Here is a 19212-nt window from a genome sequence, read left to right on the forward strand (position 1 = left end):
CTGCACCGAACACCACAACCTCAAACACCACACCAGAATCGGACTCGCCAAACTCCCCGACGGCACCATGCAATGGACCACCGCCACCGGCAAAACCGTCACCGTCAGACCCACCAACATCCTCGGCCACGACATGCTCCAACGCGGCACCCCAGGCCACGCCTCCCCCGGCGGCGGCGCTGCCGGAAGTGACGAGCCACCGCCGGGCTCAGGCGAACCACCCGGCTCCCGTGAGCCACCCGGCGACGACGAGCCACCGGACATGGACGAGCCACCCGGCACCGGATGGAACAACGCCCCAGAACCCGACGCCTACCCGTTCTAATGCGATCCGTTCTAGCGCGATCCGTTCTAGCCAGATCGTTCGAGCCAGATCGTTCTAGCCAGATCGTTCTAGCCAGATCCGTTCAGGCGGGACCGGTCCTACAGGAAGCCATTCGTTGCGGGACCGGTCCCCCAGAAACCATTCCTCGCGGGGCCGGTCCCACAGGAGGCCATTTCACTGCGGGGCCAGCCCTGCCGAGAGCCGTTCTGACTAAACCCGCTCGAGCGAGCCGCTCTCGCCAGACGCGACGTCGCGTCTAAGCCGGCGCCGTCAGCGCGCCGAGTTCGGCGAACACCCCGCTCGCGATGTCGGCCATCGGCCTGCTCTCGCCGTCGGCGATCCACATCTCGAACGACACCCGGTAGACGGTCACGCCCATCTCCGCCGACAGCGTGGCGGACGGCTCGGGCACACCGCGCTCGCGCAGGGCCGTCGCGAGGGTGGCCGCCAAAGACGCGAGCTTGAGCAACTCCCGTTCGTGTAGTTCGGGGTTGTCCGTGATCACGCCCTGCCGCGCACGGGAGTAGGGCTGCCGTTCGGCAGTGAAGAAACCCGACGCGCGGGCGACCGCCGCCGCCATGACATCGATCGGGCGCGCATCCCGCGGCGCATCCTCGATGCCGTCGAGGAAGGGCTGCGTGAACTCGTCGTAGATGGCGAACAGCACTTCGCGTTTGTCCGCGAAATGCCGGTAGAAAGTGCGCTCCGTCAACCCGGCGGCCTGAGCGATCTCGGCGACCGTGGTCACCTCGAAACCCTTGCCGGAATACAGCGAGAGAGCCGCGCCCTGCAGGCGCTCGCGCGCGCCCGGCTCCCATCTACCCATGCGCTCATCTTACAGAAATCGCCAGTGATGACAGACACTGACATTGGGTGTATCGTCATGTCAGCATCTGACATCAAACGGAGGAGCAGTCATGCGCGTTTTTGTAACAGGAGCCTCGGGCTGGATCGGATCCGCGGTGACCGACGAGCTGCTCGCCGCCGGCCACGAGGTCGTCGGGCTCGCCCGGTCCGAGTCATCCGCCCACAACCTCGAGGCCAAAGGCGCGTCCGTGCAGCGCGGCGATCTCGACGACCTCGACAGCCTGCGAGCCGGCGCCCAGTCGACCGACGCCGTCGTGCACCTCGCGAACAAGCACGACTTCGCGCGCCCCGCGGTCTCCAATCTCGCCGAACGCAACGCGGTTCAGGCGCTCGGCGACGTGCTAGTTGGCTCCGACCGGCCGTTCCTGGTCGCCGCCGGCGTCGCGGGGCTGGTGTTGGGCCGCGCCTCCACCGAGAACGACGCGAACCCCTCACACGGCCTCGATTCGCCCCGCGGCGGAAGCGAGAACCTCGCCCACGAATACACGACCCGCGGCGTGCGAACGGTCAGCGTCCGATTCGCCCCGACCGTGCACGGACACGGGGATCACGGCTTCGTCTCCACCCTCGTCGACGTCGCCCGCGCCACCGGCGTCTCCGGATACGTCGGAGACGGCGCCAACCGCTGGCCGGCCGTGCACCGTTCCGACGCGGCGCGCCTCGTGCGGCTCGCAATCGAATCCGCGACTCCCGGCTCGGTGCTGCACGCCGTCGGCGAAGAGGGCGTGCCCGCCCGAACGATCGCCGAGGCCATCGGTCGCGCGCTCGACCTGCCGGTGGCGTCGATCCCCGAGGGGGAAGCCAGCGGGCATTTCGGCTGGATCGGCGGGTTCTTCGCCTTGGACATTCCGTCGTCGAGCGCCCTGACCCAGCAGCGCCTCGGCTGGGTACCGTCCGGCCCGACCCTGCTCGACGACATCGCGAACGGCGCGTACACCGCATGACCGCCGCGACGACACCCGCCAATTCCGCCGCCTGGCTCGGCCCGAAGCACGCCCGCCTCGCAGTCGGCCCCGCTCCGTACACCCGTCCCGGCCCCGACGAGATCGTCATGCGAAATCACGCCGTCGCGATCAACCCGCTCGACTGGATCCTCCAGGAGGTCGGCACCGTCATCTACCCGTGGATCAGATACCCCTTCGTTGTGGGGTCGGATGTCGCGGGGCAGGTCGTCGAGGTCGGTGCGGCCGTCACGCGCTTCGCCGTGGGCGACCGGGTGGTCGCCCAGGCCACCGGGTCGGACAAAGACGAAAACAGCAGCGCGGCCGGCGCGTTCCAGCTGTACTCCGTCGTGCGCGAGCGCCTGGCGTCGCCGATCCCCGACGACCTGTCGTTCGCGCAGGCGTCCGTGCTGCCGTTGGCCCTGTCGACGGCTGCGTGCGGGCTCTTCCAGAAGAACCAACTCGCCCTCGACCACCCGACGGCGGACCCGGTACCGTCGGGCTCGACCCTGCTCGTCTGGGGCGGGTCGACGAGCGTGGGCGCCAACGCCATCCAGCTCGCCGTGGCCGCCGGCTACGAGGTGATCACCACCGCGTCGCCGCGCAACTTCGACTACGTCACGCGGCTCGGAGCCAGCCGGGTGATCGACTACGGCAGCCCGACCGCGGTCGCCGACCTCATCGCCGCGTTCGACGGCAAGTCGCTCGCGGGCGCGATCGCCGTCGGCACCGGATCGTCCGAGCAATGCGCCGCCGTCGTCGCCGCCTGCGAGGGCAACCGGTTCATCGCCATGGCCAGCACCCCTGCGTCGTTCGACAGCGTGGGCGACGGGCGCGGACGCGCGCTGCGGCTCGCCCGCGTGATGCTGCGGATCGGATCATCCACGGCTGTCCTGATTCTGAAAACCCGACTGCGAGGCATCCGCACGTCGAGCATCTGGGGCAGTTCGCTCAAGAACGACGAGGTGAGCACGCTCATCTACGAGAAATTCCTGCCGGCCGCCCTCACCGACGGACGTTTCGTCGCCGCACCCGAAGCCCTCGTGGTCGGTCACGGCCTCGAGTCGGTGCAGCTCGCGCTCGACACCCAGCGCGGCGGAGTCTCCGCACGCAAGGTGGTGGTGACGCTGTAAGACAGGTAGGCAGGCTCGTAGCGCGCGGCGCCGACCTACCAGGTGCCGCCCGGCGACTTCACGACGTCGACCGGAGCCTGCGACCAGTGCGCGCCGTTGGCGTAGTGGCTCGTGGCCCAGGGCGACGCCCAGATGGCCTGTTCGATCTGGGAGGTGGGGGCGGATGACGCGAACCCGGCGACGATTGCGGCGTACCCGGGATTACCATGCAGGGCTTTGGCCGCGTTCTGGGCAGCGATATCGAGGTTCGCATAGCTGCCGAGCCCCGATCCCCCGCCGGAACCCCAGCCGTTGTTGAGCGGATTGTTACGGTTCCACCAGTCGTCGGTGCCGTTCTCCTGCCGCATCCAGCGGGTGAAGACGGCGACGTTGCTGTCGGTGACCGGGAACTGCGCGTAGAGCAGCACGAGCTTGGCCCAGTCGTGGTTCGTTCCGCCGGCGGAGTAGATGGCGTAGCCCGATGTCGTCGTGAACTCGTCCCGTGTCGCGTGCACCACGGTTGCGTCGGCCGGCACCTTTACCGTCTGAGCGTTGGCGGCGACGTAACGGTCGAGGTTCTCGAGAACGTCGGCAGTATGAGCATCCGCCGCACGAACCTCGTCGGCCTGGGAGGCCGGTGGAAAGGCGAGCACGGCGGCCGCGCAGGTCGAGAGCACCACGGCGGATGCCGAGACGGCGAGCAGCGAACGGAGCCGCTGGCCGTTACCGACGGCGAGGGGCGAGGCGCGCACGGCGCGGTAACTGGGAGTGGGAGAGGTCATAGTAAGGAGGGACGAACTCGGATGATCCGGCTCAAGTCGCCTCCCACCATTACAGCCGACCTTGGCAAAAGCCTGAGAGTCCCGCCCCCAGCGCGCGGCGGCGCTACTGCGGAAGGCTCAGCACGATGCCGGTCAGCCCGTGCAGCACACCCGCGACTCCGGCCTTCACCGCCTCGTCGGCGCGCTCCGGGGTGAAACTCGCCGGATCGATGAGCCCCGAGGTGCCGACGCCCGACCCGCGGTAGGCGGCGCCCGGCCAGATCACCGAGCTGACATTCTCCGTCGGCTCCGGCAGCTCGACGCCGATCATCAGAAACGGCTGTGCGAGATGCTGGGCGGTGAGCAGGGTGAACACGTCGACGACGTCGTCTCCGGCGCCGATCACGAGGTCGGGCTCCTGCTCGACGGCGGTTTCGATGTGTTCCTCCACCTCGTCGTCGTGCGCGGCGGTCAGAACGTCGAGGTCGATCGAACCGGCGGCGGCCCAGCGCTCGACCGCCGCCACGACGGTGGCGGCCTGGGCATCGTCGCCCGCGGTCACGAGCACGACCCGGTAGCCCGCGGGTGCCACGACGCCGTCCCACGATCCGCGCTCCGGCGAGACGGTGGCCTCGGGCGACGGCGACGGGTTGCTCCCGAGGAAACCGGCGCCGAGAGGGCGGACATCCGCCGGACGCTCGGCAGCAGGAGACGACCCCGGGTTGGTGTCCGCCATGGTGCATCCGGCCAGAACTGCAGCGGCAGCAACGACGCCCGTCGCGACGGCGACCAGGGTGCGCGTGAAGGAGCTCATCCGCCGAAGCATGTCAGGCGCGCGCTGGCTGCGGGTATCCGGGGCCCACCGCAGCGGTAAACGGGAGGCGAACGATCGCGGCGTTTGCCGGGGGTTTGTGCGGCGTAGGCACCGCGTTCACCGCGGTGAGGCAGGTTACCGGAGTCAACCGAAGGATCCCCATGCACCCCGCACGCCCCCGCCGCCGCGTCTCCACCATCCTCGCCCTCCTCCTCGCTCTGGCGGCCACGGCGGTCGCCGCCGGCCCCGCTGCTGCCCACGGATTCTCGTCGACCGCCTACGCCGAGGTCTCCGCCACCGGCGACGGTGCGCTTCGCACGGTCGTCGACCTCGAGTACGACCTGCTCGTCGTGTCCGCCGCGGAGAACGAGAACGACGACGACCTGTTCCAGGAGGGAATGGACCTCTTCGAGACCGGCGACGAAGAGCTCGCGATGAACGCGCACGCCGACACCGTCGTCGACTACGCCACCGAACGCTTCACGGTCTCCGCAGACGGCGCGAGCTGCACCGCATCCCTCGTCGGAGACATCACCGTGCACATCCGCGACGACGTTCCCTACGCGACGCTCGTGCTCGACCAGGACTGCGCGGAGACGACGGGCGAACCCGCGGCGTACGAATTCAGCAGCTCCCTCTTCGCCGACTCCGAAGGCTATGTCACCGACACCAAGACGATCGTCGACTACGACATCGACGGCGAAGCCGGCAGCGCGGCCCTCGACGCCCAGAACCCGACGTTCTCTACCGAGCAAGCGTGGACCGACCGCTTCGCCGAGTTCTTCCTGCTCGGCGCCGAGCATCTGCTGGGCGGCCTCGACCACGTGCTGTTCCTGCTCGCGCTGATCGTCGGCTCGCGCCGGCTGCGCGACGTCGTGCTCGCAGCGACGACCTTCACCGTGGCGCACTCGGTCACGTTCCTGCTCGCGGCGCTCGGCCTGGTGAACGTGCCGGCCGCCGTAGTCGAACCGGTCATCGCCCTGTCGATCGCGATCGTCGCCGGCTGGTACCTGTGGACCACCTGGCGCAGGCGCCCCTTCTCCGCGGTGTTCGAGACGACGCGCACCGGAGGACGCTTCGGCCTCGACCGCAGCGACTGGACGCGCCTCGCGGTCGTCTTCGCCTTCGGCCTGATGCACGGCCTCGGTTTCGCCGGCGCGCTGGGAATCCAGGAGGCGTGGTCGTGGACACTGCTCTGGTCGCTGCTCGTGTTCAACGTGGGCATCGAGGCCGTTCAGCTCGGCCTGATCGCGCTCATCTTCCCCGTGCTGACGCTTCTGCGCCGCCGGGCACCACGAGTCGGCCTCTGGGTCGGCGTCGCCATCGCCGCTGTCGTGACGGTCATGGGACTGATCTGGTTCGTCGAACGCATCCTCGGACTGGGCTAGCAATCGGTATTGGCTGGGGAGACATTGCTATAGCTCCCTCCGTTCATCATCGATTCATGGGACCCCCCGAATGTGGGTGAGCGCACTCGCGCATCCACATTCTGAAAGGCACTGGAACCTACATGTCGATTAACGGCAAACCGCGCGGAGTAAAGCCCGTGCACAAACGCGCATCGGTCCGCTGCGCGGCAGCAATCATCAGCCTCGCCGTCGTTTTCAGCGGCGGTGCGGTCGCGGCCAACGCGGCCGATTCCACCACCCTCACCGACATCGTGCTCGGCGTCGGTTCCGACGACTCGCAGCGCAACCTCGCGTGGTACTCGACGACCGACACCGCGCAGGTCGCGCAGGTGTCGCTCGCGTCGAAGGTCGTCAACGGCGTCTTCCCCGCCACCGCGACGAGCTACACCGCGACCGGCGGCCTGACCACCAGCAACGAGTACAACCGCCACGTGACGGTCACCGGCCTCAAGGAGAACACCGAGTACGTCTACCGCGTCGGTTCCGAAGGCAACTGGTCCGCCACGAACACGTTCCGCACGCAGGACTTCGATGGCGACTTCAACTTCCTCTTCTTCGGTGACCCGCAGATCGGTTCATCCGGAAACGTCGCGAGCGACACCGCAGGCTGGGCCGACACGCTGAACGTCGCCACGGCCACCTACCCCGACGCCGAACTGCTGTTCTCCGCCGGCGACCAGGTGGAGTCGGCGAACAGCGAGCCGCAGTACGAGGCGTTCCTCAGCCCGACCCAGCTGCGCCAGATCCCCTTCGTGGCCACGAACGGAAACCACGACGTGGGTTCCAAGGCCTACGAGCAGCACTTCAACACCCCGAACGCCGACCGCACCGCCGGTGCCGGTTCGGCCACCGCCTCCGGCGGCGACTACTGGTTCATCCACAAGGATGTGCTGTTCATGAACATCAACTCGAACAGCCGCGACTTCACGTCGCACATCAAGTGGATGACGGATGTTGTGGCTGCGCACGGTGCGGAAGCCAAGTGGTCGATGCTCGCCTTCCACCACTCGATCTACTCGTCGGCCGTGCACGCCACCGACACCGACGCGGTCGACCGACGCAACAACCTGCCGACCACGATCTCGAACCTCGGAATCGACGTCGTGCTCCAGGGTCACGACCACGCCTACGCGCGCTCGTACCTCATCCGCAACGGCGAGAAGGCCGACGCGGCCGAGGTCGCCGGTGCCGACAACGTGGTCGCGGGTCCCGGCGGCGTGCTCTACGTCACCGCGAACTCGGCGAGCGGCTCGAAGTACTACGCGCTGCAGAACAAGCCCGAGTTCTGGTGGCTCTCCGAGCAGAACCAGGAGCGGGTGCGCAACTACACGGCCGTCGAGGTCACCGACGACGCGATCAAGATCAAGACGCTGCGTAGCCAGGCCAACGGCGCTCTCGGTGTGAACAGCGTCGTCGACGAGGTCACCGTCAACGAGGCGCCCGACACCGACACGCAGGAGCTTCAGGTCACCGTGCCCGAGGCAGACGCCGGCGAGTTCGGCTGGAGCATCGACGGCACCAACGCGCTCGTCGACCTCGGCACCGCGACCGAGAGCGGCGACCACTACGCCGCCGTCGGCACGATCAACCCGATCCGCGTCACGGACACCCGTGCCGCCGGACCGGAGTGGTCGATCTCCGCCCAGGTCAGCGACTTCATCTCGGGCGACAAGTCGTTCTCGGGCAAGTACCTCGGCTGGACCCCGACCGTGGTCGAGTCGGGCGGCGGCGCGATTGCCGGCGCCAAGGTCGAGTCGGGCTTCGAGGGCGGCAACGGCCTCTCGGTCTCGTCGACCCTCGGTAGCGCGCCCACCGGTCACGCCCGCGGCTCGGCGAAGCTGGGAGCCGGTCTCGACCTCCAGATTCCCACGGACGCGACCGACGGCACCTACAAGGCGACCGTCACCCTCACCGCACTGAGCTAGACAGCTGCACAACGGCCGGGGCGGGCGCGTGGAGGCGCCCGCCCCGATCACCGCTCTACCCCCACGATCCCCAAGGAACCCCTGATGCGCCGCTCCACCACACTCACCAATGCCGCACTCGTCGTGCTGCTCGCCACGGTCGGCACCCTCGCCGCAGTATCGCCGGCAGCCGCCGAAGAGGCGGACGTGAGCTGGGGCGTGAGGACGGCCGCCAACGACCAGGGCACCGACCGCCAGAACTTCGGCTACGCGATCGATCCGGGCGCGTCCGTCGCCGACGCGCTCGTCGTCTCGAACCACGACACGGTTCCGCTCGACCTGGCGCTGTACGGCGCCGACGGCTTCACTACCGAGGCCGGCCAGCTCGACGTCGTCACCCAGGACACCGAGTCCGTGGCCCTCGGCGCGTGGATCGGTTTCGCGGCCGACTCGGTCACCGTGCCGGCCGGCGAATCCGTGGAGGTGCCGTTCACGGTCACCGTGCCCGACAACGCGACGCCCGGCGACTACGCCGGCGCCGTGATCACCTCGCTCGGCCAGCCGTCTCAGGAACAGGGCCTCAGCGTCGACCGCCGTCTGGGCATCCGGATCCACCTGCGCGTGGGCGGCACGCTCGCGCCCGCCCTCACCGTCGCCGACATGCGCGTCGACTACGCGGGGTCGCTCAACCCGTTCGCCGCCGGCGACGCGACCGTCACCTACACGCTCGAAAACACCGGCAACGCCCGCCTGACCGCCGGCCAAAAGGTCACCGTCGAGGGCCCGTTCGGGATGCTGCCCGCGGACGCCGAGACCATCAAGACCGCGCCCGAGCTGCTGCCCGGCGAATCGTGGGAGGTCACGACGCGCGTCGCCGGCGTCGTGCCGACGTTCCTGCTGTCGGCCACGACCGTCGTGACTCTCGAGTCGGCGAGCAGCAGCGCGGGAGATCCCGCGATCGCGCCCGTCGAGGCGACAGCCACGACCTGGGCGGTACCGTGGGCGCTGCTCGTCCTGCTGCTGCTCGTCGCCGCGATCGTGGTGGCGACGATCCTGATCGTGCGCCGGCGTCGACGCACCCGCAAGCGCCGCGAAGACGAGCGCGTCGACGAGGCCGTGCAGCGCGCCCTCGCCGACCGCGAGAAAGAGCTCGTCTAGAAGCAGCAGTCACGCCGCCGCGTCGAGGCCGTGCCGGAACGCCCAGACCACGGCCTGCAGCCGGTCGCGGGCCCCGATCTTCGCCAGCAGCCCCGCGACGTGGTACTTCACGGTCGACGGTTCGATGAACAGCCGCTGCGCCATCTCCTGGTTGGAGAGTCCCTCGCTGAGCAGGCGCAGGATGTCGCGCTCCCGGCTGGTGAGCGTCTCGACGACGGTGCCGGCTGTGCGCTCGGGGGCAGACCGGCGGCCGGCGAATTCAAACAGCACCCGCCGCGTGATCTTCTGGTCGAGCGTGCCCTCCCCCGCGGCCACGGAGCGGATCGCGTCGACGAGCGTGCTCTCGTCGGCACCCTTGAGCAGGAAGCCTGCGGCGCCCGCCTCGAGCGCCCCGAACACGTAGTCGTCGAGGTCGAAGGTCGTGACGACGAGCACCGGGATGTGTCCGTCGGGGTCGGCCGAGATCAGCCGGGTGGCCTCGATTCCGTCACGTCCGGGCATCCGAATGTCCATGCAGACCACGTCGGGCCGCAACTTCAGAGCGAGCTCGACCGCCTCGTAGCCGTCTTTCGCTTCCCCCACCACCTCGATGTCGCCGGCCGCCTCGACGATCACGGTGAAGCCGGCGCGCACGATCGCCTGGTCGTCGGCCACGATCACTCGGATCATTCGTCTCTCTTCTCGTCGTTCGGTCCGGGCGCTTCGTCGTTCGGTCCGGGCAGGGTCAGCGCATTGCGCCAGCCGCCGTCGGGGGTGGGTCCGGTGGCGAGCCGGGCGCCGATGAGAGCGGCGCGCTCCCGCATCCCGATCAGCCCGTGTCCGCCGTTCGCGGGCGACCCGGCGAGACCCGGCGCCCCAGCGAAACCGGGCGACCCGGCGAGACCCGGTGCGTCTCCGCGCGCGGCCGGCCGTGCGTTCGTGACGCTGATCTCGGTGCCGGTCGGCGTGACGTGCACGCGCACCACGCACGCCGCACCGGGCGCGTGCTGCCGCGCGTTCGCGAGCGACTCCTGCACCATGCGGTACGCCGCGGTCTCCGCGACCGGCCCGAGCGCGACCGGCCCGAGCGCGACCGGATCGCCGCTCCACTCCTCGGCGATCTCCATGCCGCCCGCGCGCAGATGGGCGACGAGCTGCGGAATCTGCGCGATCGACGGCGCCGGGGCGAGCTCGGCACGGTCGTCCGATCGCAGCAGCCCCACTGTCTGACGCAGGTTCGCGAGGGTGAGCTGGGCGTCGCGGGCAACGGTGCGGATGTACTGGCGCGCCCGATCGGGCTCGGCCGCGACGAGAGCGCCGGCGGCCTGCGCCCCGACGATGATGCCCGAGAGGTGGTGCGCGGCGATGTCGTGCAGCTCGCGCGCCATCAGCGCCCGCTCGCGCTGCACGGCGTCGGCCGCGCTGCGTTCCCGCTCGCGTTCGGCAAGCTCGGCCCGCTCGCGCAGCACGACCATCGCCCGCGCCCGCGAGGCGACGAGCTCGGCGATGAGCGCGGGCACGAGGTAGACGATGCCCGACCGCAGCGCCGCGAACGCCGGCTCCCACCCGGCCGGGATGCTCGCGTCGGGCTCGTGATAGGCCCAGGCGACGAGCGCCGAGACGAGCGCGGCGAGACCCGTCGCGAGATAGACGAATGCGCCCGAACGCCACCGGAACACCGAGTACGCGGCGAACATCACGGCGATCGACCCCACGCTCAGCGTGCCCGACGAGAGCGCGAGCAACACGACGTCGACGGCGGACACCGCGAGCAGCACGGCGATGGGCCGGCGGTGGCGCAACCAGAGCGCCGCGGCCTGCGCGAGCACGAGAACCACCGTGAGCGTGGCCGGCGTCTCGGGCAGCGCCTCGCCACCCACCAGTTCGCTGGCCGCATCCGTTCGCAGGTAGGCATCGGCCAGCGTCAGCCCGACGCCCAACACGGCAACGAGCACCACCGGCAACCAGGACCGGCCGGTCGGCCGGTCCTGGTGCGTCTCGGTGGTCGAGGGTGGGCGCGGGCTCATGCCTTCATTCTGCACGTCGCCCGGTACCGACCCGCCCCGATCGCGGGGTCCGCGACGGTCACAGGTCACGCCGACGCAGGGCGACGGTCGCGGCGCCGAGCACCGCGGCGGTCAGCGCGGCCAGCACGCCCAGCGCGACCGCGGGAGCCAGCCCCGAGTCGACCGCAGGGTCGGACAGCCCCGCCCGCGCGAGCGACACCGGCAGCAACTGGGCCCAGACCGGCAGACCGCCGGTGACGAGCTGCACGAAACCCTGCAGGATCGGCTCGGCCAACAGCAGCGCCGCGACGGTGATGAACGCCGCGAGCTGGCTGCGCACAAGCACGCCGATCGCGAGTCCTAGGAGTGCGAGCAACACGACCACCACGACACCGCGGCCGAGAGCACTCGCCATGTCGAGCGGGCTCAGCGCCAGTGCGCCGTCGCCCGTCACGGCCGAGGCGAGCAACACGACGAGGGCGATCGCGGCGAGCGCGACGCCGAGCACTGCGGCCGCGATGGCGGTCGCCGCGACCTTCCCGGCCAGGATCCCCGCGCGTCGCGGGCGGGCCAGAGCCGTGCCGACGATGCCGCCGTGACGGTAGTCCGTCGTGCCGGCCAGCACGCCGAGGGCCAGCACCGCGATGGTCGCGATGCCGATGGAGCCGGACGCACCACCCGTGCCGAACACGTTGAGCGCGGCGTACTGGAAGGCGGCCGACCCGGTGTCGATCGCACCGAGCTCGTCGCGCAGGGCGGGCTCGTCGCCGAGCACCGCGCCGCTGGCGAGGGCGGGCAGCAGGGTCACGTTCAAGACCTGGGTGACGAGCAGGCCGCCCGCCGCCACGGCGAGCGCGACCCACGTGGAGGCGACCGTGCGCAGCTTCAGCAGTTCCGCGTGCACCATCAGTTCACCCCCGCGTTCTCGCCGGTGAGCCGCAGGTAAAACGACTCGAGATCGCCCCCGTGGGCGTCTGTCAGCTCGTCGACGCGACCGCCGCCGACCACCCGGCCGTGGTCGATGACCACGACGTCGTGTGCGACCTGCGCCACCTCGGCGAGGATGTGCGACGAGAGCAGCACGGCGCCGCCGCGCGCGGCGAAGGCGTGCACGAGGTCGCGCAGCCAGCGCGTGCCCGCGGGGTCGAGACCGTTGGCCGGCTCGTCGAGCACGAGCACGTTCGGGTCGCCGAGCAGCGCGGTCGCCAGCGCGACCCGCTGCCGCATGCCGAGCGAGTAGGTGCGGATCGGCCGGTCGGCCGCCGCCGTGAGCCCGGTGTCGTCGAGCAGCGGCTGCACCCGCGTGTCATCCACACCCGCCATCGAGGCGGCGATGCGCAAGTGCTGCCGGGCCGTGCGCCCCGGGTGCAGTCCGCCCGCGTCGAGCACGGCGCCGACGGTGCGCGCCGGTTCGTCGAGCTCGGCGTACGGCCGGCCGTGGATGTGCGCGCGACCGCCGTCGAGCGACGCGAGTCCGAGCAGCATGCGCATCGACGTGGTCTTGCCGGCGCCGTTGGGCCCGAGCAGGCCGAGCACCCGGCCGCGGGCAACGGTGAACGTCACCTCCTCGACGGCCGTCGTGTGCCCGTAGGTCTTCTGCAGCCCGTAGGCCGCGATTGCTGGAGTGTCGTCTGTAGTCATGTTTCCAGCGTGGATGTCGCGGGGCCGGTGCACCCCCGCCAAAGGTCGAGTCGTTGTACCGTCCGGCGGACGGGGGCGCCGCGCGTGCCGGGTGACGAGTGTGGAGGGTATGGAAAACACACCGAACACCACCCCGGAAACACCTCCGAAGAAGCCCCGCACCCGCCGCACCGTCATCATCGCGGCGGCCGCGGCCGTTGTCGTCGCATCGTCCGTGGCATCCGCCCTCTTCTTGGACGATCCCTTCGAAGCCAAGCCCGCCGCGGCGGCGCACAACGCGTCTGTGCAGTCGAGCCTCGACGCGCTCATCGCCGACGACGGCTTCCCTGCCGCGATCGCCGCCGTGACCGACTCCGACGGCGACGTCACCGACTACGTCGCGGGCGTCTCCGAGCTCGGCTCCGACGCCCCGCCGCCCGCCGACGGCCTCGTGCGCATCGCCAGCAACACGAAGATGTACACGTCCGTGGTCGTGCTGCAGCTCGTCGACGAGGGACTCGTCGCACTCGACGAGCCGGTCGAGACCTACCTGCCCGGCCTCGTGCGTGGCGACGGCATCGACGGCTCGCTCATCACCGTGCGTCAGCTGCTGCAGCACACGAGCGGCCTGCCCAACTACACGTCGGCGATCGCCGGCGACCTGTTCGCGATCCGCGACACCTACCTCGCGCCGCGGTCGCTGCTCGACCTCGCCCTGGCGATGCCCGCGTCGTTCGCGCCCGGCTCGTCGTACGAGTACAGCAACACCAACTACGTCGTCGCGGGACTCATCGTCGAGAAGGTCACCGAGCGTCCGTTCGCCGAGCAGGTCGAGCGGCGCATCATCGAGCCGCTGGGGCTCGACGAGACGTTCTTCCCCGCCCCCGGCGACAAGACGATCCCGGGCGATCATCCCACCGGCTACAACAACGACGCGAACCGCGAGCTCAAGGACATCACCGAGACCGACCCGTCGTGGGCGTGGGCCGCCGGGCAGATAATCGCCTCACCCAGCGACGTGAACCGCTTTATGCGAGCGCTCATCGGCGGCGACCTGCTGACCCCCGGCACCCTCGCCGAGATGCAGACCACCGTCGAGGGCGCCGAACTCTGGGAGGGCGCCGAATACGGCCTCGGCCTCATCCGCTACCCGCTGTCGTGCGGCGGAGACGCGTGGGGACACGGCGGAGACGTCTCCGGTTTCGAGACACGCAACGCGGTGGATGACACGGGGCGCGCCGTGACCATCGCGGTGACCGCCCTCCCCGGCGCCCTCGCGACCGACGAGGAGACCATCATCGCCACCATCGGCAACGTGGAGAAGGCGGTCGACACCGCGCTGTGCGCGAAGTAGATGTCACGCTGAGGAACACCCGCGTAACCCCCGGGGGCAGCTTCTGGCAAGGGGCTGCTCCCGGGGTTTCCTGCGCGCAGGATGGGGTCATGAGCAAAGACCAGAACCTCACCGGAAAGACCATCGTCGTGGCCGGGGCGTCCAGCGGATTCGGCCGCGGCGCCGCCCAGAAGCTCGCCGAACTCGGTGCGAACGTCGTGGTCGCGGCCCGCCGCAGCGACGCGCTCGACGAGTTCGTCGCGCAGATTGCGGCCCGCGGTGGCACGGCCGTCGCGGTACCGACCGACGTGAGCGACGCGGCCGACGTCGCGCGGCTCGCCGCCACCGCGATCGAGCGGTTCGGACGCATCGACGTCTGGGTCAACAACGTCGGCATCGGGGCCCTCGGACTGTTCTGGGACATCCCGGTCGAAGACCACGCGCGGGTGGTCGACGTCAACCTGACCGGCCTCATCTACGGCGCGCACGCCGCGCTCACCCACTTCCTCTCCGTCGGCGACGGCGTGCTCGTGAACGTCGGCTCGGTCGACAGCGAGGTGCCGCTCGCCTACCAGGCCTCCTACGCTGCTTCGAAGGCCGCGGTGCTCAGCCTCAGCCGCACCCTGAACGAAGAACTGCGGCTCGTCGGCAAGCACGACACGATCAAGGTCGGCACGATCATGCCGTGGGCCGTGGACACCCCGTGGTGGAGCCACGCCGCGAACTACACCGGCCACGCCCCGCGCATGGCCGCCATGGATGACCCGTCGATCGTCGTCGACGCGATCGTCGCCGCCTGCACGAACCCGAAGGAAGAGCAGCCGGTCGGCCCCAAGGCCCGCGCCTCCGACGTCTCGCACCACCTCTTCCCCGACCTCACCGAGCGGCTGTCCGCGAAGGTCGCCGATGCAGAGGTCGACCGGGGCTCGCTCGTAGCCCACACCACGGGTTCCATCCACGAGCCCACCCCGGAGGGCACGACGGTCGACGGCGGAATACGCGAACGGATGAAGCGGGAAGACGCCGCGCGCTGAGCTAGCGGGCTACGTCGTAGACGGCCTTGATGATGCCGTTCGAGTAGACCTCGTGCTCGATCAGGTCGAGCGTCTGCATCGTGTCGGCGGTGTCGTCGAAGAGTCGGCGCCCGGCACCGAGCAGCAGCGGAAAGACCAGCAGGTGGTAGCGGTCGACGAGGCCCGCGGCCGCGAGACCCTTCGCCAGAGTCGCGCTGCCGTGCACGATGATGGGCCCACCGTCGCCCTGCTTCAGGGTCGCGACATCCTCGATCGACCGCAGCACGCTCGTGTTGTTCCATTCGGGGTTCTCGAGCGTGGTCGACACGACGTACTTGGGCATGGCGTTGTACTGCGGGAACTCGTCGGTCATGCTCGGCCAGACAGGCGCGAACTCGTCGTAGCTGACGCGCCCCAGCAGCATGGCCGTCGCCTCGAGCTGCTCGCGTCCCTTGATCTCGTAGGCCTCTTCGACGAAGGGCACCTGCTTGAAGGTCCAGCCGGCGTGCGGGTGCGGGCCGCCGCCCGGGGAGTCGATGACCCCGTCGAGGCTGATGAATTCAGTGACGATGAGCTGGCGCATGGCTGTTCTCCGATCGGTGTGGATTCGGATCCACTATGCCGTGCTCGATGCCTCCGGCGCACGGGGTAGTCGGGTCAGGCTGCGGGCGGGTTGTCCGGAGTCTCGTCGTCGCCACCCGCGAGCAGCAGGTCGACGCGAACCCCCCGCTCGAACGTGATCGCGTTCAGCGCGCGCGTGGCGGCGAGCATCAAGCGCACCAGCACGACGACGACCAGCACGACAGCCGCGACGACGAGCAGGTAGCTGAGGCCCCAGAGGATATCGAAGGGATAGTACGGGTTGAAGGACATGCCGCGAGCCTAGTGTGCGATATGAGATTTCGTTGACTAATTGACGCTGACCGTGCGACCATCAGGCGCGCTCATAGGCCGATCGCAGCCAGCCGAGCAGCTCGTCGTCGATCTCGTCGACGATTGCGATCGACACCCGATGCGAGCACATGGCGTTGCCGGCCAGCAGTCGACCGGTGGTGGGCTCGCCCGGCAGCTGGATGCCGAGCTGGACGCGTTTTGCGCTTGCGGCCTCGACCACGGCGAACTGCTTCGATCGACGCAGCGAGACGCCGGTCTTCTTCGGCACGACGTCGACGTCGTCACCGAAAGCGGTCGCGGCGACCACGAGAGCGTCGTAGATCGGTCGCAGCTGCGCCTTCGCCCCTGAATACTGCGCGGAGACCAGGTCGGCATCGGCCGCGGATTCGCCGCGGTTGCGAAAGGCCAGCGCGATGCCGTTGGCGAAACCGTGGGTCAGCCCGTGTTCCGTCTTCAGCCAGGCGACGATCTCGGCGTGCTTGCCGAGACCAGAGCCCTCGACAACGACGATCCACTCGGGCATGGTGCGGCCGGTCTTCTCCGCCAGATGGGTAAATGGGTCGCTCATGCCAACGAGTGTGGCCCTGTCGGCGGATGCCCGCTAGCCGTCGATGAACAGAAAAGCCCCTCGCCAGCAGAACTGCTGATGAGGGGCTTCTTTTGTGTGCACCCCCCCGGACTTGAACCGGGAACCCACTGATTAAGAGTCAGTTGCTCTGCCAATTGAGCTAGAGGTGCGTAGCGCTCAGAACTTCAGCGCCGAGAAGCAAGATTAGCATGAGTAAAACACCCCTGCGACACGAGGAGCATCATGAGCGCCACAAAACTCGAAATCGGCACGAAAGCGCCCGCATTCTCGTTGGAAGATCAGGACGGGTCATCCGTATCGCTGTCCGACTTCGCCGGCCAGAAGGTGATCGTCTACTTCTACCCGGCGGCGGGCACCCCCGGCTGCACCACGCAGGCGTGCGACTTTCGCGACAACATCAACTCGCTGAAGTCGGCCGGGTACCAGGTGCTCGGGGTCTCGAAAGACTCCGTGGCCGACCTCAAGAAGTTCCAGGACAACCAGGGACTGAACTTCCCGCTGCTGAGCGACCTCGACCTCGCGGTGCACAACCTGTACGGCGCGTACGGCGAGAAGAACCTCTACGGCAAGCTCGTGACGGGCGTGCTGCGATCCACGTTCGTGCTCGACGAGAGCGGCACCATCGACCTCGCGCTGTATAACGTGAAGGCCACCGGGCACGTCGCGAGCCTGCGCAAGAAGCTGGGCGTCGACGCCTGAGAGCTGCATGAGCCGCTTCCGGCCGCGTGACGCGTCCGCGGACGCGTCACGTGGCCGGAATCGCCTCATCTAGGCCGGCGGGTCAGGCCGGCGGGCTGAGCGGGCGGGCTACGCGTCGCGCTGCGCGGTCTCCGCGAGCACGGGCTTCGTGAACAGCAACACGATGACGAGGATTGCCGGGATCAACAGCAGCCAGCCGATGTCGACGCGCGACCAGAGCCCCTGGAAACTACCCAGCGCGAGCGCGCCGATCAGCACCTGAACGACGATCGCGGCACCGCGGATCCACGCCCGTCCGCGCAGCGAATTCAGGGCGATGACGAACACCCAGACGGTCGCGATCGCGGCGCACACGGTGAGGGCGATGGCGCTCGCGAACGAGTCCGGCCGGGCGACGAGCAGCTCGAACACCAACACGATCGTCACCGCCGCGAGGGCCGCCGCCTCGAGGAACAGCACCGCCGCGAGCAGCAGCACGAGGGGGTGGTGACGGCGTCGCGAACCCCGATTTCCCGCGGAATCGTCAACTTCTCGTGCGTCGGTCACAGCTACATCCCATACAAAACCATTGATTTGCGTGCTTCGTTATGAGAGTCTATTGGAGGTTGATTTCGAGCCTGCAGTGGCGCGGGCGAATCCCATCTCTCTTTCTCACCCGAATCTTGACGGCCCCTTACTCGCGCCCGAAAGAGCCCTCTATCAAAGGAGCACCCATGGATTGGCGCGACAAAGCCGCCTGCCTCACCGCCGACCCGGAACTTTTCTTCCCCGTCGGAAACACCGGTCCGGCCGTCGACCAGATCGACAAGGCAAAGGCAGTATGTGCGCGTTGCTCTGTGACCGAGATGTGCCTGCAGTACGCACTCGAGACCAGCCAGGACTCTGGCGTCTGGGGCGGACTCAGCGAAGACGAGCGCCGCGCCCTCAAGCGTCGCGCCGCCCGCGCCCGCCGCGCCTCCTAGGTTTCACACACCACGTTTTCACCTAGCAGTCCGAACTGCCGCTCTCCACACGGAGGGCGGCAGTTCGGTCGTTAACGCAAGCCTCTGCCAAAACTTGAGCATTGCGCTTGAATGAGCGGATGACACAACTACCGCAGGGCTGGGTGAAGATCACGGGTGCCTCCCTATGGCACCTGATCTGGTCATCTCCGACGCGACCAACGGGAAACAACTTCCTGCTGACGCTGGTCTTTTTCCAGATCGGGCTGCAGGTGGGCTTGCGCGTGGTGCAATTCGAGCTGGGCGACACCGCCTTCGCGATCGCGCTGGTTGTTCTCACGCTCGGAATCGTCGCGGCGTTGCTGTTCGCGGCGTCACGCAGCCAGACGCCGAGCCTCAACTTCGACGAGTCGGCGGTGCGCGTCGGACGTGCGACCTATCGCTTCGACGAGGTGACGGATTCCACGTTCCTGATTGTCCCGCACCGCAAAGGCTCAAGCAGCTTCCTATTGTTCGGCACGGGCAAGCTGGCCACGTCTGCGATCGTCTGCGTCCGGTCGCAACGCGAGCCGGAGCTCACCGATTCTGAGCGCGAGTTCGTGGCGGAGGTGCTTCGCCGCACGAACATCGTCGTTCCGCAGCCGAAGCCCGACCCGTACGACCCCACGGGTAGGTTCGGCTGGATGGATCATCCGAACAGCCTCAGCAAAGACGAGGCCATCGAGTTCGTTCTGCACACGCCGGAGTCGGGCGAACCCGTGCGCACGGCGGAACGGCCGAAGAGCATCTGGATCGACGAGGACTAGCTCGGCTGACAGGATGGCTCGTGCGGACTGGGCGAATCCGT

At 68.8% G+C, this 19212-nt stretch carries 21 protein-coding genes, 1 tRNA gene and 1 pseudogene; 11 read left to right on the forward strand and 12 right to left on the reverse strand.

Features of this window, described 5'->3' with window-relative positions:
• Positions 1-325 (forward strand): annotated as a pseudogene (locus ACLQ6X_RS06060) (hypothetical protein); the annotation flags it as partial.
• A gap of 256 nt (positions 326-581) precedes the next feature.
• Here the strand turns inward: ACLQ6X_RS06060 and ACLQ6X_RS06065 are convergent.
• Positions 582-1151, reverse strand: a complete 570-nt coding sequence (locus ACLQ6X_RS06065; protein WP_411699275.1) for a TetR/AcrR family transcriptional regulator — start codon at positions 1149-1151, stop codon at positions 582-584.
• Between the two features lie 91 nt (positions 1152-1242).
• On the opposite strand from ACLQ6X_RS06065, the gene ACLQ6X_RS06070 reads away from it, so the two are divergent.
• The gene (locus ACLQ6X_RS06070; RefSeq protein WP_411699276.1) at positions 1243-2136 is read left to right on the forward strand and encodes an SDR family oxidoreductase; all 894 of its coding nucleotides are present in this window, start codon (positions 1243-1245) and stop codon (positions 2134-2136) included.
• Complete coding sequence (locus ACLQ6X_RS06075; protein WP_411699277.1) at positions 2133-3266, forward strand: zinc-binding alcohol dehydrogenase family protein; 1134 nt, start codon at positions 2133-2135, stop codon at positions 3264-3266. Before ACLQ6X_RS06070 ends, ACLQ6X_RS06075 begins: the two co-directional genes overlap by 4 nt.
• Positions 3267-3301: 35 nt before the next feature.
• On the opposite strand, the gene ACLQ6X_RS06080 is transcribed toward ACLQ6X_RS06075, so the two are convergent.
• Both ACLQ6X_RS06080 and ACLQ6X_RS06085 read right to left on the reverse strand, forming a co-directional pair.
• On the reverse strand, positions 3302-4027 hold the full coding sequence (locus ACLQ6X_RS06080) for a hypothetical protein (RefSeq protein ID WP_411699278.1): 726 nt from the start codon (positions 4025-4027) through the stop codon (positions 3302-3304).
• 103 nt (positions 4028-4130) lie between these two features.
• Positions 4131-4820: a BMP family ABC transporter substrate-binding protein gene (locus ACLQ6X_RS06085; RefSeq protein WP_411699279.1), complete on the reverse strand. Its 690-nt coding sequence runs from the start codon at positions 4818-4820 to the stop codon at positions 4131-4133.
• A gap of 161 nt (positions 4821-4981) precedes the next feature.
• Between ACLQ6X_RS06085 and ACLQ6X_RS06090 the strand changes: the two genes are divergently transcribed.
• From ACLQ6X_RS06090 to ACLQ6X_RS06100, 3 genes are all read left to right on the forward strand, one after another.
• Entirely contained in the window at positions 4982-6208 is a 1227-nt protein-coding gene (locus ACLQ6X_RS06090) for a HupE/UreJ family protein (protein WP_411699280.1), read from the forward strand.
• 158 nt (positions 6209-6366) lie between these two features.
• On the forward strand, positions 6367-8154 hold the full coding sequence (locus tag ACLQ6X_RS06095) for a fibronectin type III domain-containing protein (RefSeq protein WP_411699281.1): 1788 nt from the start codon (positions 6367-6369) through the stop codon (positions 8152-8154).
• Between the two features lie 84 nt (positions 8155-8238).
• Entirely contained in the window at positions 8239-9291 is a 1053-nt protein-coding gene (locus tag ACLQ6X_RS06100; protein WP_411699282.1) for a WxL protein peptidoglycan domain-containing protein, read from the forward strand.
• A gap of 9 nt (positions 9292-9300) precedes the next feature.
• Here the strand turns inward: ACLQ6X_RS06100 and ACLQ6X_RS06105 are convergent, their stop codons facing one another.
• From ACLQ6X_RS06105 to ACLQ6X_RS06120, 4 genes are read right to left on the reverse strand one after another with little or no spacing between them, the layout of a single operon-like run.
• Positions 9301-9960 carry a response regulator gene (locus tag ACLQ6X_RS06105; RefSeq protein ID WP_411699283.1) on the reverse strand — a complete coding sequence of 220 codons (660 nt, stop codon included), beginning with the start codon at positions 9958-9960 and terminating at the stop codon, positions 9301-9303.
• Positions 9957-11297, reverse strand: coding sequence for a sensor histidine kinase (locus ACLQ6X_RS06110; RefSeq protein ID WP_411699284.1), 1341 nt, complete (start codon positions 11295-11297; stop codon positions 9957-9959). Before ACLQ6X_RS06110 ends, ACLQ6X_RS06105 begins: the two co-directional genes overlap by 4 nt.
• A 58-nt stretch (positions 11298-11355) precedes the next feature.
• Positions 11356-12183, reverse strand: coding sequence for a hypothetical protein (locus ACLQ6X_RS06115; RefSeq protein ID WP_411699285.1), 828 nt, complete (start codon positions 12181-12183; stop codon positions 11356-11358).
• The gene (locus ACLQ6X_RS06120) at positions 12183-12917 is read right to left on the reverse strand and encodes an ABC transporter ATP-binding protein (RefSeq protein WP_411699286.1); all 735 of its coding nucleotides are present in this window, start codon (positions 12915-12917) and stop codon (positions 12183-12185) included. The genes ACLQ6X_RS06115 and ACLQ6X_RS06120 overlap by 1 nt, the downstream gene beginning before the upstream one ends.
• Positions 12918-13026: 109 nt before the next feature.
• Here ACLQ6X_RS06120 and ACLQ6X_RS06125 point away from each other — a divergent pair, with 109 nt between their 5' ends.
• Together ACLQ6X_RS06125 and ACLQ6X_RS06130 are read left to right on the forward strand one after the other, a co-directional pair.
• Positions 13027-14250 (forward strand): serine hydrolase domain-containing protein, encoded by a 1224-nt coding sequence (locus ACLQ6X_RS06125; RefSeq protein ID WP_411699287.1) that lies wholly within the window; start codon positions 13027-13029, stop codon positions 14248-14250.
• A gap of 89 nt (positions 14251-14339) precedes the next feature.
• The gene (locus ACLQ6X_RS06130; protein WP_411699288.1) at positions 14340-15263 is read left to right on the forward strand and encodes an SDR family NAD(P)-dependent oxidoreductase; all 924 of its coding nucleotides are present in this window, start codon (positions 14340-14342) and stop codon (positions 15261-15263) included.
• Position 15264: 1 nt separating this feature from the next.
• On the opposite strand, the gene ACLQ6X_RS06135 is transcribed toward ACLQ6X_RS06130, so the two are convergent.
• The 4 genes from ACLQ6X_RS06135 to ACLQ6X_RS06150 all read right to left on the reverse strand — a co-directional run bounded on the left by ACLQ6X_RS06135 (position 15265) and on the right by ACLQ6X_RS06150 (position 16874).
• A complete protein-coding gene (locus ACLQ6X_RS06135) occupies positions 15265-15825 on the reverse strand; it encodes a dihydrofolate reductase family protein (protein ID WP_411699289.1) in 561 nt (186 codons plus the stop codon).
• 74 nt (positions 15826-15899) lie between these two features.
• On the reverse strand, positions 15900-16115 hold the full coding sequence (locus ACLQ6X_RS06140; RefSeq protein ID WP_411699290.1) for a hypothetical protein: 216 nt from the start codon (positions 16113-16115) through the stop codon (positions 15900-15902).
• A 61-nt stretch (positions 16116-16176) separates the two neighbouring features.
• Entirely contained in the window at positions 16177-16704 is a 528-nt protein-coding gene (locus ACLQ6X_RS06145; protein WP_411699291.1) for a DUF4287 domain-containing protein, read from the reverse strand.
• Positions 16705-16801: 97 nt separating this feature from the next.
• Positions 16802-16874 (reverse strand) — tRNA-Lys (locus tag ACLQ6X_RS06150).
• A 73-nt stretch (positions 16875-16947) separates the two neighbouring features.
• On the opposite strand from ACLQ6X_RS06150, the gene bcp reads away from it, so the two are divergent.
• Positions 16948-17424 carry a thioredoxin-dependent thiol peroxidase gene (bcp, locus tag ACLQ6X_RS06155; protein ID WP_411699292.1) on the forward strand — a complete coding sequence of 159 codons (477 nt, stop codon included), beginning with the start codon at positions 16948-16950 and terminating at the stop codon, positions 17422-17424.
• A 108-nt stretch (positions 17425-17532) separates the two neighbouring features.
• Here the strand turns inward: bcp and ACLQ6X_RS06160 are convergent, their stop codons facing one another.
• Positions 17533-17970 carry a hypothetical protein gene (locus tag ACLQ6X_RS06160; protein ID WP_411699293.1) on the reverse strand — a complete coding sequence of 146 codons (438 nt, stop codon included), beginning with the start codon at positions 17968-17970 and terminating at the stop codon, positions 17533-17535.
• Positions 17971-18137: 167 nt separating this feature from the next.
• On the opposite strand from ACLQ6X_RS06160, the gene ACLQ6X_RS06165 reads away from it, so the two are divergent.
• Positions 18138-18386, forward strand: coding sequence for a WhiB family transcriptional regulator (locus tag ACLQ6X_RS06165; RefSeq protein ID WP_147784762.1), 249 nt, complete (start codon positions 18138-18140; stop codon positions 18384-18386).
• A 119-nt stretch (positions 18387-18505) separates the two neighbouring features.
• The gene (locus tag ACLQ6X_RS06170) at positions 18506-19171 is read left to right on the forward strand and encodes a hypothetical protein (protein ID WP_411699294.1); all 666 of its coding nucleotides are present in this window, start codon (positions 18506-18508) and stop codon (positions 19169-19171) included.
• The last annotated feature ends 41 nt before the right edge of the window (positions 19172-19212 follow it).

Source organism: Conyzicola sp., assembly GCF_046714715.1.
In the GTDB taxonomy this organism is placed as follows: domain Bacteria; phylum Actinomycetota; class Actinomycetes; order Actinomycetales; family Microbacteriaceae; genus Conyzicola.